This window comes from Williamsia sp. SKLECPSW1 (assembly GCF_054332755.1).
Genome location: NZ_JBTGLI010000003.1, coordinates 1 through 14,329, shown reverse-complemented (window position 1 = coordinate 14,329; position 14,329 = coordinate 1). Strand labels below are relative to the sequence as shown.

12 protein-coding genes are annotated in these 14,329 nt (G+C 70.5%); all 12 read left to right on the top strand.

Annotated features, from left to right (window positions below; all coding sequences use genetic code 11):
• Positions 1–14 precede the first annotated feature (14 nt).
• The 12 genes from argC (at position 15) to tyrS (ending at position 13,925) form a co-directional block, all read left to right on the top strand.
• A complete protein-coding gene (gene argC, locus ACXVUM_RS19450; protein WP_458523587.1) occupies positions 15–1,049 on the top strand; it encodes an N-acetyl-gamma-glutamyl-phosphate reductase in 1,035 nt (344 codons plus the stop codon).
• Entirely contained in the window at positions 1,046–2,248 is a 1,203-nt protein-coding gene (argJ, locus tag ACXVUM_RS19445; protein ID WP_458523586.1) for a bifunctional glutamate N-acetyltransferase/amino-acid acetyltransferase ArgJ, read from the top strand. Before argC ends, argJ begins: the two co-directional genes overlap by 4 nt.
• A complete protein-coding gene (gene argB, locus ACXVUM_RS19440; RefSeq protein ID WP_458523585.1) occupies positions 2,245–3,180 on the top strand; it encodes an acetylglutamate kinase in 936 nt (311 codons plus the stop codon). The genes argJ and argB overlap by 4 nt, the downstream gene beginning before the upstream one ends.
• A complete protein-coding gene (locus tag ACXVUM_RS19435) occupies positions 3,177–4,385 on the top strand; it encodes an acetylornithine transaminase (protein WP_458523584.1) in 1,209 nt (402 codons plus the stop codon). Before argB ends, ACXVUM_RS19435 begins: the two co-directional genes overlap by 4 nt.
• Positions 4,382–5,311, top strand: coding sequence for an ornithine carbamoyltransferase (gene argF, locus ACXVUM_RS19430; RefSeq protein ID WP_458523583.1), 930 nt, complete (start codon positions 4,382–4,384; stop codon positions 5,309–5,311). Before ACXVUM_RS19435 ends, argF begins: the two co-directional genes overlap by 4 nt.
• Positions 5,308–5,844, top strand: a complete 537-nt coding sequence (locus ACXVUM_RS19425; RefSeq protein WP_458523582.1) for an arginine repressor — start codon at positions 5,308–5,310, stop codon at positions 5,842–5,844. Before argF ends, ACXVUM_RS19425 begins: the two co-directional genes overlap by 4 nt.
• Before the next feature lie 102 nt (positions 5,845–5,946).
• A complete protein-coding gene (locus ACXVUM_RS19420) occupies positions 5,947–7,200 on the top strand; it encodes an argininosuccinate synthase (RefSeq protein ID WP_458523581.1) in 1,254 nt (417 codons plus the stop codon).
• Positions 7,197–8,639: an argininosuccinate lyase gene (gene argH, locus ACXVUM_RS19415; protein ID WP_458523580.1), complete on the top strand. Its 1,443-nt coding sequence runs from the start codon at positions 7,197–7,199 to the stop codon at positions 8,637–8,639. The genes ACXVUM_RS19420 and argH overlap by 4 nt, the downstream gene beginning before the upstream one ends.
• A gap of 69 nt (positions 8,640–8,708) precedes the next feature.
• The gene (locus ACXVUM_RS19410) at positions 8,709–11,693 is read left to right on the top strand and encodes an AMP-binding protein (RefSeq protein ID WP_458523579.1); all 2,985 of its coding nucleotides are present in this window, start codon (positions 8,709–8,711) and stop codon (positions 11,691–11,693) included.
• Between the two features lie 54 nt (positions 11,694–11,747).
• Positions 11,748–11,969, top strand: coding sequence for a Trm112 family protein (locus tag ACXVUM_RS19405; RefSeq protein WP_458523578.1), 222 nt, complete (start codon positions 11,748–11,750; stop codon positions 11,967–11,969).
• 1 nt (position 11,970) lies between these two features.
• A complete protein-coding gene (locus ACXVUM_RS19400) occupies positions 11,971–12,648 on the top strand; it encodes a DNA-3-methyladenine glycosylase (RefSeq protein ID WP_458523577.1) in 678 nt (225 codons plus the stop codon).
• Complete coding sequence (gene tyrS, locus ACXVUM_RS19395; RefSeq protein WP_458523576.1) at positions 12,645–13,925, top strand: tyrosine--tRNA ligase; 1,281 nt, start codon at positions 12,645–12,647, stop codon at positions 13,923–13,925. Before ACXVUM_RS19400 ends, tyrS begins: the two co-directional genes overlap by 4 nt.
• The last annotated feature ends 404 nt before the right edge of the window (positions 13,926–14,329 follow it).

The window sequence follows — 14,329 nt, the reverse complement described above, 5'->3', positions numbered from 1 at the left end:
TGCATAATGACCACATGACTTCGATCGCCGTGGCCGGCGCCAGCGGATACGCGGGAGGGGAGATCCTGCGACTGCTCCTCGGGCACCCTCGCGTCATGTCCGGAGAGGCGACCATCGGAGCCCTCACCGCGGGTGGCAACGCCGGGACCCGGCTCGGCGAACACCAGCCGCATCTGTTCCCGCTGGCCGATCGTGTCCTCGCCAACACCACGCCCGAGGTGCTCGCCGGACACGACGTCGTGTTCATGGCGCTGCCGCACGCGACGTCGGGACCCCTGGCCGATCAACTGCCCCCGGCGACCCTGGTCGTCGACTGCGGTGCCGACCACCGGCTCTCCGACGCGCAGGAGTGGACCCGCTTCTACGGCACCCCGCACGCCGGGACGTGGCCGTACGGACTCCCCGAGATCCCCGGCGCCCGGGAGGTGTTGTCCGGGACGACCCGCGTGGCCGTCCCCGGCTGCTATCCGACGGTGTCGGTCCTCGCGCTGCTCCCGGCGATCGCCGCGCACCTCGTCGAGTCCGCGGTCACGGTCGTCGCGGTCAGCGGGACCTCCGGTGCCGGACGTGCGGCGCGCGTCGACCTGCTGGCGTCGGAGGTCATCGGTTCGGCCCGGGCCTACGGTGTCGCCGGCGCGCACCGGCACAACCCGGAGATCGCCCAGGCGCTGTCGGCCGCGGCGGGCGAGCCGGTGTCGGTGTCCTTCACCCCGGTGCTCGCGCCGATGGCGCGGGGCATCCTCGCCACCTGCACCGCCCGCACCACGGCGGGCGCCGACGAGGTCCGCGCCGTGTACGAGAAGGCCTACGCGGACGAACCGTTCGTCCATCTCCTCCCGGAGGGCGCCCTGCCGGCGACGGGGTCGGTGATCGGCTCGAACTCCGTCGCCCTCTCGGTGTCGGTCGACGAACGGGCGCAGACGCTGGTGGTCGTCGGGGCGATCGACAACCTCACGAAGGGCACAGGAGGCGCGGCGGTGCAGTCCATGAACATCGCCCTCGGTTTCGACGAGACCGAGGGGCTCACGACCGTCGGGGTCGCGCCGTGACCGCCCAAACGCTGCTGCGCGCGCAGGGTGTCACCGCGCCCCTGGGTTTCCGGGCGGCAGGGATCGCCGCCGGGATCAAGGCCTCCGGTCGCCCGGACCTCGCGCTGGTCGTCAACGAGGGGCCCGAGCACGCCGCTGCCGGTGTCTTCACCCGCAACAAGATCAAGGCCGCGCCCGTGCTGTGGTCACAGCAGGTGCTCACGGCCGGGCGGTTGCGCGCGGTCGTCCTCAACTCCGGTGGCGCCAACGCCTGCACCGGGCCCGGCGGGTTCGGCGACACCCACGCCACCGCCGAGGCCGTCGCGGCGTCGTTGAGCAACTGGGGGACCGAGACCGGCGCGGGCGAGGTGGCCGTGTGTTCCACCGGACTCATCGGCGACCGGCTGCCGATGGATCGCCTGCTGCCGGGTGTGGACGCGATCGTGAAGGACATGGCCGGCGGCCTGTCCGGCGGCACCGACGCCGCCCACGCGATCATGACCACCGACACCGTGCCGAAACAGGTCGCGGTGCACCACCCGGACGGCTGGAACGTCGGCGGTATGGCGAAGGGTGCGGGCATGCTCGCCCCGTCGCTGGCGACGATGCTCGTCGTCCTCACCACCGACGCGGCCGTCGACGCGGCGGCTCTCGACGCGGCCCTGCGGTCGGCGACGGCCCGCACGTTCGACCGCCTCGACGTCGACGGGTCGTGCTCGACGAACGACACCGTCCTGCTGCTCGCCTCCGGTGCGAGCGAGATCGTCCCGGACGCCGACGCGTTCGCCGCCGCCGTCCTCGCCGCCTGCGACGACCTCGCCGAGCAGCTCATGGCCGACGCCGAGGGTGTCACCAAACGGATCCGGGTCACCGTGTCCGGTGCCGCCGACGAGGAGTCGGCTGTCGCCGCCGCCCGGACCGTCGCCCGCGACAGCCTCGTCAAGACTGCGCTGTTCGGTTCCGATCCCAACTGGGGTCGCGTCGTCGCCGCCACGGGCATGGCCCCGGTGGACCTCGACGTCGACCGGCTCACCGTCGCGTTCAACGGTGTCGAGGTCTACCGACAGACCACCGGACTGCCCGGCGCCCGCGACGTCGACCTGTCGGGTGCCGACGTCGAACTCACCATCGACCTCGGTGTCGGCGACGCCGTGGCGACCATCCGCACCACCGACCTGTCACACGGCTACGTCGAAGAGAACTCGGCGTACTCGTCATGAACGCCGCACACCAGGACGAGATCGCCGGCCTCAGCCCACAGGCGAAGACGCACGTCCTCACCGAGGCGCTGCCCTGGCTGCAGCGCTTCGCCGGCAAGGTCATCGTCGTGAAGTACGGCGGCAACGCCATGGTCGACGACACGCTCAAGGCGGCGTTCGCCCAGGACATGGTGTTCCTGCGTACCTGCGGGATCCACCCCGTCGTCGTGCACGGCGGTGGACCGCAGATCTCGGCCATGCTGGGTCGGCTCGGACTGACCGGGGAGTTCCGGGGCGGCTACCGGGTCACCACACCCGAGGTGATGGACGTCGTGCGGATGGTCCTCTTCGGTCAGGTCGGACGGGAGCTCGTCGGGCTGATCAACGCTCACGGTCCGCACGCCGTCGGGATCTCCGGGGAGGACGCGCATCTGTTCACCGCCACGCGGCGCACCGTCGCGGTCGACGGGGTGGCCACCGACATCGGTCTCGTCGGCGACGTCACCACCGTCAACCCGGGCGCGGTCACCGATCTCATCGCCGCCGGGCGCATCCCGGTGGTGTCGTCCATCGCGCCCGACGCCGACGGCGTGGTGCACAACATCAACGCCGACACCGCCGCGGCCGCGCTCGCCGAGGCGCTCGGGGCCGAGAAGCTCGTCGTCCTCACCGACGTCGAGGGCCTGTACACGGACTGGCCCGACCGTGGCTCGCTCACCTCGCAGATCACCGCCGACGACCTCGACGCGATACTCCCGCACCTGGATTCGGGGATGGTGCCCAAGATGGAGGCATGCCTGCGCGCGGTGCGCGGCGGCGTGCCGCGGGCACACGTCATCGACGGGCGCGTCGCGCACTCGATGCTGCTGGAGCTGTTCACCGAGGAGGGGATCGGGACGATGATCCTCCCCGAACCCGCCCGCCTGCCCGAGCCGACAGGAGACGCGTCATGACCTCGACCCCACACGGGACCGTCGGGACCGACACGCTGCGGGAGCGGTGGTCGTCGGCGCTGATGGACAACTACGGCACGCCCGGGCTGGCGCTCACCCACGGATCGGGCGCCGTCGTCGTCGACGCGGACGGCCGCGAATACCTCGACCTCCTCGGTGGGATCGCCGTCAACTCCCTCGGTCACGGACACCCGGCTGTCGTCGAGGCCGTCACCCGGCAACTGCAGACGCTCGGGCACGTGTCGAACCTGTATGTGTCCGAGCCCGTCGTCGCCCTGGCCGAGTCGCTGCTCGACCGGTGGGGCGTACCGGGGCGGGCGTTCTTCTGCAACTCCGGTGCCGAGGCCAACGAGGCTGCCTTCAAGATCGCCCGGCGCACCGGGCGGTCACGGATCATCGCAGCGGAGAACGGGTTCCACGGACGGACCATGGGAGCGCTCGCGCTCACCGGGCAGCCGGCGAAACGCGCCCCGTTCGAGCCGATGCCCGCGGGCGTGACCTTCGTGCCGTACGGCGACGTCGCGGCGCTGACCGCGGCCGTCGACGGGGACACCGCGGCCGTGGTCCTCGAACCCATCCAGGGGGAGGGGGGTGTGGTCGTCCCACCCGCCGACTATCTGGCCGCCGCTCGCGCCGTCACCAGCGAGCACGGCGCACTCCTCGTCATCGACGAGGTGCAGACAGGTGTGGCCCGGACCGGACCGTTCCTCGCCCACCAGTCGGCGGGCATCGTGCCCGACGTCGTCACGATGGCGAAGGGACTCGGCGGGGGACTGCCCATCGGGGCCGTCCTCGCCACCGGGGCGGCGGCCGACCTCCTCACCCCCGGGCAGCACGGAACGACGTTCGGCGGCAACCCCGTCTGCGCCGCGGCCGCGCTGGCCGTGCTCGCGACCGTCGACTCGGAGCGTCTGGGTGACCACGCCGCCGCCGTCGGCAAGACCATCGCGACGGGGATCGAGGACCTCGGACACCCGCTGGTGTCCCATGTCCGCGGTGCCGGGCTCCTGCTCGGGGTCGTCCTCACCGCCGAGCGCGCCAAGGCTGTCGAGTCCGCAGCGCGCACAGCGGGATTCCTCGTCAATGCACCCGCGGCCGACGTGATCAGGCTCGCGCCGCCGCTCGTCGTCTCCGACGATCAGGCGCGCGGCTTCGTCGCTGCGTTGCCGGCGATCCTCGATCAGGTCTGGGAGGCCGACGCATGACGATCCGACACTTCCTCCGCGACGACAACCTCACGCCGGACGAGCAGGCCGAGGTCCTCGCACTCGCCGCGACCCTGAAGGCCGACCCCTTCTCCCGACGTCCGCTCGACGGGCCGAAGGGTGTCGCGGTCATCTTCGACAAGAACTCGACCCGCACGCGGTTCTCGTTCGAGGTCGGGATCGCCCAGCTCGGCGGCCACGCGGTCATCGTCGACGGCAAGAGCACCCAGATGGGCCGCGACGAGACGCTCGGTGACACCGGACGCGTCCTGTCCCGGTTCGTCGACGCGATCGTGTGGCGCACCTTCGGCCAGGAACGGCTCGACGAGATGGCCGTCGCGGCAACGGTCCCCGTCGTCAACGCGTTGTCGACGGAGTTCCACCCCTGTCAGGTCCTCGCCGACCTGCAGACGATCGCCGAACACAAGGGCCGCACGGCGGGACTGTCGATGACCTATCTCGGTGACGGCGCCAACAACATGGCGCACTCCCTGCTGCTCGGCGGTGTGACAGCAGGGATGGACGTCACCGTGGCCGCGCCCGAGGGTTTCGTCCCGGCCCCGTTCGTCGTCGAGGCGGTCCGGGCGCGCGCAGCCGAGACCGGTGCCACCGCACGCGTTCTCACCGATCCACGTGCAGCTGTCGAGGGTGCCGACGTGGTCGTCACCGACACGTGGACGTCGATGGGCGACGAGGGCGACGGTCTCGACCGTGTGGGCCCGTTCCGGCCGTACCAGATCAACGACGCGTTGCTGGCCGAGGCAGCCGAGGACGCCATCGTCCTGCACTGCCTGCCCGCGCATCGCGGCGACGAGATCACCTCCGACGTCCTCGACGGCCCGCGCAGTGTGGTGTTCGACGAGGCGGAGAACCGCCTGCACGCGCAGAAGGCGCTGCTGGTGTGGCTGCTGGAGCGATCCCGATGAGCGCGCTCGACCACCCTGCACCCGAGCCGACCGGGCCGTCGTCGGTCCCGGCGGGACGTCTGTCGCACACACGCGCCGGCCGGCACGCGGCGATCGGCGCGATCCTGGCCGAACACCACGTGCACAGCCAGGCCGAACTCCAGGCGCTGCTGCTGCGGACGGGGATCGAGGCCACGCAGGCCACGATCTCGCGCGACCTCGACGAGCTCGGCGCCGTGAAACTCCGGGCCGCCGACGGCGGAGCAGGCGTGTACGTCGTCCCCGAGGACGGGTCGCCCGTGCGCGGCGTGTCCGGCGGCACCGACCGGCTGTCCCGGCTGCTCGCGGACCTGCTCGTCTCCACCGACCACAGCCGGGGCATGGCCGTGTTGCGGACCCCGCCGGGTGCCGCGCACTACCTGGCGAGCGCCATCGACCGCGCGAGCCTGCCTCAGGTGGTGGGCACCGTCGCCGGGGATGACACCATCTTCGTGGTCGCCCGCGACCCCGTGACCGGCGAGGAGATCGCCCACCTCCTCGAGGGGTTGGCGTGAGCCCTCGAGGTGTCGGGGTGAGTGGAACCGCTCACCGCCGACCCACCACAAGCACCACCGACCGCACGTCCACCCATCACGACCCAGGAGCTGCAGACAACCATGGCTGAACGCGTCATCCTCGCCTACTCGGGAGGCCTCGACACCTCCGTGGCCATCAGCTGGATCGGCCGCGAGACCGGCAAGGAGGTCGTCGCCGTCGCGATCGACCTCGGTCAGGGCGGCGAGGACATGGAGATCGTCCGGCAGCGCGCCATCGACTGCGGTGCCGTCGAGGCGGTCGTCGTCGACGCCCGCGACGAGTTCGCCGACGAGTACTGCCTGCCCACGATCCAGGCCAACGCCCTGTACATGAACCGGTATCCGCTGGTATCGGCGATCAGTCGGCCGCTCATCGTCAAACACCTCGTGGACGCCGCCCGCGCCCACGGCGGCACCGTCGTCGCGCACGGCTGTACCGGCAAGGGCAACGATCAGGTCCGCTTCGAGGTCGGCTTCAACACGCTCGCACCCGAACTCGACGTGCTGGCCCCGGTCCGGGACTACGCGTGGACCCGGGAGAAGGCGATCGCCTTCGCGGAGGAGAACGCGATCCCGATCAACGTCACCAAGAAGTCGCCGTTCTCCATCGACCAGAACGTGTGGGGCCGCGCCGTGGAGACCGGGTTCCTCGAGGATCTGTGGAACGCGCCGACGAAGGACGTCTACGACTACACCGAGGACCCGGCCGCGAACTTCACCGCACCCGACGAGGTCGTCATCTCTTTCGACAAGGGCCGTCCGATCGCGATCGACGGTCGCCCGGTCTCGGTCCTGCAGGCCATCCAGGAACTCAACGGGCGGGCGGGTCGGCACGGTGTCGGACGCCTCGACGTCGTCGAGGACCGGTTGGTGGGCATCAAGAGCCGCGAGGTGTACGAGGCCCCCGGTGCGATGGTCCTGATCCGCGCACACGAGGAGCTCGAGCACGTCACCCTCGAACGCGAGATCGGCCGCTACAAGCGCCATGTCGATCAGGACTGGGCCGAGCAGGTGTACGACGGTCTGTGGTTCTCACCGTTGAAGAGCGCGCTGGAGAGCTTCGTCGCGCACACCCAGGAGCACGTGACCGGTGACATCCGGCTGTCGCTGCACGCGGGCGTGATCGACGTCAACGGCCGGCGCAGCGGTGAGTCGCTCTACGACTTCACCCTGGCCACCTACGACGAGGGCGACGCCTTCGACCAGTCCGCGGCCAAGGGTTTCGTGCAGTTGCACGGCCTGTCGTCGAAGATCGCCGCGCGCCGTGACCGCGGCGCCGTCGCGCCGCAGGCGCTCTCCGACGTCGAGTCGACGACCCCGAGGTCCGGCGCATGAGCGATGCCCCGCACGGCACCAACACCGGGGCGTTGTGGGGCGGTCGTTTCGCCGGCGGCCCCGCCGACGCGATGGCGGCGCTGAGCAAGTCGACCCACTTCGACTGGGCGCTCGCGCCGTACGACGTACGCGCGTCGCAGGCCCACGCACGGGTGCTCCACCGTGCGGGACTGTTGTCCGACGACGATCTCGCCACGATGACGGCCGGCCTCGAGGCGCTTGCCGCCGACGTCGCGTCGGGTGCGTTCGTCGCGGCCGAGGACGACGAGGACGTCCACGGTGCGCTCGAACGCGGACTCATCGAACGGGTGGGTCCCGAGGTCGGTGGCCGACTGCGGGCGGGTCGGTCCCGGAACGACCAGGTCGCGACCCTGTTCCGGATGTGGCTGCGCGACGCCCTCGTCGTCGTCGCGGAGAGCGTCCTCGACGTCTGCGCGGCCCTGATCGACCGGGCCGCCGCCTACTCCGACGCCGTGATGCCGGGCAAGACGCATCTGCAGGCTGCACAGCCGGTCCTGCTGGCCCACCACCTGCTCGCGCACGCGCACCCGCTGACGCGCGACGTCGACCGACTGCTCGACCTCGACCGACGGACCGCGGTGTCGCCGTACGGATCCGGAGCGCTGGCCGGGTCGTCGCTGGGTCTCGACCCGGACGGGATCGCGGCCGATCTCGGATTCGACGCGGCCGCCGAGAACTCCATCGACGCGACCAGTTCCCGCGACTTCGCCGCCGAGGCCGCGTTCGTGTTCGCGATGGTCGCCGTCGACCTGTCACGGCTCTCGGAGGACGTGATCCTCTGGACGACATCGGAGTTCGGCTACGCGACCCTGGCCGACGAGTGGTCGACGGGCAGCTCGATCATGCCGCAGAAGAAGAACCCCGACGTGGCCGAGCTGGCCCGCGGCAAGAGCGGCCGCCTCATCGGGAACCTGGCCGGGCTGCTCGCCACGCTCAAGGCGCAGCCGCTGGCCTACAACCGTGATCTGCAGGAGGACAAGGAGCCGGTCTTCGACTCGGTCGCCCAACTGCGTCTGCTGCTGCCCGCCGTGGCGGGGATGGTCGGCACGCTGACCTTCCACCCCGATCGCATGGCCGATCTCGCCCCGGCCGGCTTCACGCTCGCCACCGACGTCGCCGAGTGGCTGGTGCGTCAGGGGGTGCCGTTCCGGATCGCGCACGAGGTCGCCGGCGCCTGCGTGCGCACCGCCGAGGCCCGGGGGGTCGGGCTCGCGGACCTCACCGACGACGAGTTCACCGCCATCTCGCCGCACCTGACGTCCGACGTCCGGTCGGTGCTGTCCGTCGACGGGTCGATCGCCTCGCGCGACGCCCGCGGCGGTACCGCCGGGGTGCGGGTCGTCGAGCAGAGGGCGGGTCTGGAGGAGCGCGTGCAGACCCTGCGAGAACGGGTACGGGCTGCCGGGACACACCAGTAGAGTGAGGTCGTCGCGGCGCCGTCGGTGTCGCTGAGCGTGCAGCCGTCTGTCGCAGGAGGTGTTGTCGCCGTGGTGGGCATCCCGAACCTCGGTCGAGCTCTCGACCGTGTGGTCGCCACCGCCCAGAACGGCCTCGAGGTCATCCGTATGGGAGGACTCGACACCGGCACCACGCCGGCGCCCTTCCGGGTCGAGGAGACCTCGCCCATGTACCGCCTCCGGCGCTACTTCCCCGACGACGTCCCCGACGGCCCCGCCGTCCTGCTGATCCACCCGATGATGGTGTCGGCCAACATCTACGACGTCACGCGGCACAACGGGGCCGTGTCCATCCTGCACGGCGCGGGCATCGATTCCTGGGTCGTCGACTTCGGGTCGCCGGATCAGGTGGCCGGCGGCATGGAACGCACCCTCGCCGACCACATCGTCGCGCTCGACGAGATCGTGGACCTCATCCACGAGGAGACCGGCCGGCCGGTCCACCTCGTCGGCTACTCGCAGGGCGGCATGTTCGCCTATCAGACCGCCGCGTACCGACGGTCCCGCGACATCGCCAGTCTCACCACCTTCGGCAGCCCGGTCGACGTGCTCGCCGCCCTCCCGCTGGGGCTGCCCGCGAACATCATGGCGCCGCTCGCCGAGGTCTTCGCCGACAACGTCTTCAACCGCATCGCGATCCCGGGCTGGCTGGCCCGGACGGGCTTCCAGATGCTCGACCCGGTCAAGGCCGCCCGCAGCCGCATCGACTTCCTGCGGCAACTCCACGACCGCAACGCTCTGCTCCCACGCGAGGACCAGCGACGGTTCCTCGAGGTCGACGGGTGGGTCGCATGGTCCGGTCCGGCCATCGCGGAACTGTTGCGGCAGTTCGTGGTCCACAACCGGATGGTGTCCGGCGGCTTCGTCATCCGCGACCGGCTCGTCACCCTCGCCGAGGTCACCTGTCCGGTGCTCGCGTTCATCGGCAGCGCCGACGACATCGGTCAGCCGTTGGCGGTGCGGGGCATCAAGCGCGCGGCGCCCCGTGCCGACGTCTACGAGTCGGTGTTGCCGGTCGGTCATTTCGGTCTCGTCGTCGGATCGGTCGCGGGTGCGCAGAGCTGGCCGACCACCGCGCAGTGGATCCGGTGGCGGGAGGGCGTGGACGACATCCCCGCCGACATCGCCCCGATGAGCGAGACGCCGCAGGACTCGACCGGCTCCGGCGTCAGTCTCGCGTCCCGACTGAGCCACGGCATCGGCGCCGTCGCCGACGCGAGCGCCGGCGTGAGCCGTGAGTTGGCCAACGCCGCGGACTCGTTCCGACGCACCTCGCACGCGGTGCTCCGGGAGTCGGTGCGGACCCTGCCGCGTCTGGTCCGCCTCGGCCAGATCCAACCGGGCACCCGGATCTCGCTCGGCAAGCTGATGACGGAGAACGCCGAGCGGTTCGGACAGCGGGAACTGTTCCTGTTCGAGGACCGTGTCCTCAGCCACGTCGAGGTCAACCGCCGCGTCGACAACGTCGTGCGCGGCTTCATCGCCTGCGGTGTCCGTCCCGGCGAGCACGTCGGCGTGATGATGGAGACGCGCCCCAGCGCTCTGGTCGCGATCGCGGCCCTGTCGCGGCTCGGTGCCGTCGTGGTCCCCCTCCCACCCGACGCCGCGGTCGACCCGATGCTCACGCTCGGCGACGTCGGCGTCGTCGTCGCCGACCCCGACAGCCTCGAGCACGTCATCGGTCACGCCGACCGGATCCTGGTGCTCGGCGGCGGCGACTCCCGTGCCATCCCCGCCGCCGACGGCGACGCTGTCGTCGACATGGAGCAGATCGACCCCGACGAGGTGACACTGCCATCGTGGTTCCGACCCGACCCGGGACTCGCGGGCGATCTCGCGTTCATCCTGTTCACGAACTCCGGCGGGACCCTGCAGCGGTGGCCGGTCAGCAACCACCGGTGGGCGCAGTCGGCCTTCGGGGCGGCCTCCGCGGCATCGATCGGGGGCAACGACACCGTCTACTGCCTGACCCCGCTGCATCACGCGTCGGGCCTGCTCACCACGCTCGGCGCGACCGTCGTCGGTGGCGCACGCATCGCCCTGTCGTCGGGGATCGGGCCGGAGAGCTTCGCCCGCGAGGTGTACCGCTACGGCATCACCGTCGTCTCCTACACGTGGACCATGCTCAACCCGATCGTCCGCGACCCCGACCTCGCGATCACCGAACACAACCCGATCCGCCTGTTCATCGGGTCGGGCATGCCCGCGGGACTGTGGGACGAGGTGATCGAGCGCTTCCCGAAGGCCGGGGTCATGGAGTTCTTCGCGACCGCCGACGGGGCGGCGATCCTCGGTGACGTGTCCGCGGCCAAGGTCGGGTCGATCGGCCGCCCGCTGCCGGAGACCAATCGTGTCCGGGTGGCGGCGTGGGACGTCGTCGAGGAGCGGTTCCACCTCGACCAGCGGGGGTACGTCCGCGAGGCCCACGTCGACGAGGTGGGTGTCCTGCTCGCCCACACGCGTCAACGTGACGAGTCCGGCGCCACGGTGCTGCGCGACGTGTTCGGTCCGCACGACCGCTGGGAGACCTCGGGTCAGCTGGTCCGCCGAGACGTCGACGGCGACCACTGGCTGATGGGCAGCGTCCACGGCGTGATCAAGAGCGACGACGGGCCGGTGTACCCGAACCCGATCGTGAGTGCGCTGTCCCGGCACCCCGACGTCGACCAGGTCGCGGTGTACGGGACCCGCGTCCACGGCACGGAGCTCGCGGTGGCGGTCGTCTCCCCGCGGCGTCGCACCGCCAACCTGACCGTGTCGTCGCTGCGTGTCGCCCTCGCCGGCCTCCCGGCCGCTCAGCGCCCGCACATCGTGTGGGCCGTCGACGAGATCCCGGTGAGCCACTCGTTCCGGCCGATGGCGAACTGCTTCCGGGCCGAGGGACTGCCCCGCCCGAGCGCACGGGTCTGGTACCGCGACGACAACGGCCGCTACCGCCGACTGACACGGACGATCGCCGACGAGAAGGGCTGGTCGACGCAGGGCACCGCCATCACGGCCAAGAAGTCCTCCTGACCGATCCGCGCCCCCGCGTCCGACGACGTGCACGCCCGACGGGAGACTGACACCATGCCGCTCGACAGCTACCTCACCGAACGCCTGGTCTGTCCTCAGGACCACGGCCCGTTGCTCCACCTGGACACCGACAGCGGTCCCGACGAGGTGCTCTACAACCCGCGCCTGCGGGTGGTCTACCGCGTCGAGGACGGCATCCCGGTGTTGCTGATCCCGGAGGCACGCCCGGTCGACGACACCGAGCACGATGCCCTGATGTCCAGGTCCACGCACTGACGTGACCGCCGACGTCGTCGATCGCCCCCGATTGGCGGTCGACCCGGTGACCGCCGCGCGCACCCTGCTCGGATGTGTCGTGGTCCACGGGCCCGTCGCGCTGCGGATCGTCGAGACCGAGGCCTACGGCGGACCCGACGGCGGTAGACATCCCGACCCGGGCGCCCACTCGTACCGCGGACCCACCCCGCGCAGCGCGGTGATGTTCGGTCCCGCGGGACACGCCTACGTCTACCGGTCCTACGGAATCCATCTCTGCGTCAACATCACCTGCGAGGACGACGGCGAGGCGGGCGCGGTGCTCCTGCGGGCAGCGTCGGTGTCGACCGGTGACGGCATCGTCGAGGACCGTCGGCGCTCGGATCGCGGGGTGCTCCCGCCCCGACATCGGTGGGCGATGGGACCCGGCAACCTCGGCGCGGCGCTCGCCGTACGCCTCGAGGACTCCGGACGTGACGTCCTCGACAGACGGTCCGACCTGCGGCTGCTCAGCGGCGACCCGGTCGCCGACGACGTCGTGCGCAGCGGTCCGCGCGTCGGACTCAGCGTCGCCACCGGGCGACCGTGGCGGTTCTGGATCGACGGGGACCCCGCGGTGTCGTCCTACCGTCCGGCCGCCGCCGCCGCCCGCGCCCGCCGCTCGGGATCGACGGGGGATGCGGAAAGATCGGACTGGTGAGCACCGACATCATCGACGACCTGCAGTGGCGTGGTCTGATCGCGCAGTCGACCGACATCGACGACCTCCGGGCGCGGTTGGCGGCGGGCACGCTCTCGCTCTACGCCGGGTTCGACCCCACCGGTCCGAGCCTGCACGCCGGTCACCTCGTCCCGCTGCTCACGTTGCGGCGGTTCCAACTCGCGGGCCACCGCCCCGTGGTGCTGGCCGGCGGGGCGACCGGGATGATCGGCGATCCGCGGGACGTGGGGGAGCGGACGATGCACACCGCCGACGTCGTCCGCGACTGGGCGAGTCGTATCGACGCGCAGCTACAGCGGTTCGTCACCCTCGACGACTCCCCGACGGGGGCGGTCGTCGTCAACAACCTCGACTGGACCGGCGACCTGTCGGTGGTCGACTTCCTCCGTGACGTCGGCAAGCACTTCTCCGTCAACGTCATGCTCGCGCGCGACACCATCAAGCGGCGCCTCGCCGGCGACGGGATCAGCTACACCGAGTTCAGCTACATGCTGCTGCAGGCCAACGACTTCGTTCAGTTGCACCGTGCGCACGGGTGCGAACTGCAGATCGGCGGCTCCGACCAGTGGGGGAACATCGTGGCCGGGGTGGATCTCGCGCGTCGCACCGACGGGGCCGCACTGCATGCGTTGACGGTCCCGCTGGTGACCGCCTCCGACGGCACCAAGTTCGGCAAGTCGACCGGGGGCGGGAGCCTGTGGCTCGACCCGACGATGACCAGCCCGTACGCCTGGTACCAGTACTTCGTGAACACCGCCGACGCCGACGTCGTCCGCTACCTGCGGTGGTTCACGTTCCTCGACCGCGACGAGATCGACGAGTTGGAGAAGGCCACCGCGGAGACACCTCACCTGCGGTCGGCGCAGAGACGTCTGGCTGCCGAGATGACGACGCTCGTCCACGGCGCCGAGCAGACCGAGGCCGTAAAAGCGGCGAGCAAGGCGCTGTTCGGACGGGGTGACCTCGACGGTCTCGACGAGGGGACCGTCGCCGGTGCACTGCGCGAGGTGGGTGCGGTGGAGCTGACACCCGATGCGCCGCGGACCATCGTCGACCTCCTGGTGGCATCCGGACTGTGCGACGGGAACAAGGCGGCTCGTCGCGTGATCTCCGAGGGCGGCGCCTACGTGAACAACGTGAAGATCGAGGACGCCGCATGGGAGCCGGGTGCCGGCGACCGGCTACCCGGCGGGTGGCTGGTCGTGCGACGAGGCAAGCGAACCGTCGCGGGTGTGCAGCTCGTGTCGGGCGCGTGACGGAACGCAACGCTCTGACCAGGCAATTTGACGCTGTGTTCTCGTCTGTGTAACTTCTTCCATGCACCGCAGCGAGGGAAAACACCGCCGGGCCTCAGAGCCCGCCGGAACCGCTAGCGCGAGGTGCAGAACCCCAGATCGAAACCGCTGGAAACAGTGCGCTCATCTGGCAGCTCACATGGGAAACCCGACCAGGGCGGATCGTGTGGGTGTGTGTTCTTTGAGAACTCGATAGTGTGTTGACAATTGTTGGTGAGTTTTTGTTTGCCTGCAGTTTTTCGTCAGTGGAGGCTGTGGGTTTTTTTGGATTGTTTGGTCAGGTTTTGCTTTCCTGATTGTGTTGAGATGCCGGGTTTTCCTGGTGGTTTCAGTGTTTTTTCATGGAGAGTTTGATCCTGGCTCAG

Coding starts and splice junctions, on each gene's coding strand:
- ACXVUM_RS19405 (WP_458523578.1), top strand. CDS start 11,748: ATGCCGCTCGACAGCTACCTCACCGAACGCCTGGTCTGTCCTCAGGAC.
- argC (WP_458523587.1), top strand. CDS start 15: ATGACTTCGATCGCCGTGGCCGGCGCCAGCGGATACGCGGGAGGGGAG.
- ACXVUM_RS19420 (WP_458523581.1), top strand. CDS start 5,947: ATGGCTGAACGCGTCATCCTCGCCTACTCGGGAGGCCTCGACACCTCC.
- ACXVUM_RS19435 (WP_458523584.1), top strand. CDS start 3,177: ATGACCTCGACCCCACACGGGACCGTCGGGACCGACACGCTGCGGGAG.
- argH (WP_458523580.1), top strand. CDS start 7,197: ATGAGCGATGCCCCGCACGGCACCAACACCGGGGCGTTGTGGGGCGGT.
- argF (WP_458523583.1), top strand. CDS start 4,382: ATGACGATCCGACACTTCCTCCGCGACGACAACCTCACGCCGGACGAG.
- argB (WP_458523585.1), top strand. CDS start 2,245: ATGAACGCCGCACACCAGGACGAGATCGCCGGCCTCAGCCCACAGGCG.
- ACXVUM_RS19425 (WP_458523582.1), top strand. CDS start 5,308: ATGAGCGCGCTCGACCACCCTGCACCCGAGCCGACCGGGCCGTCGTCG.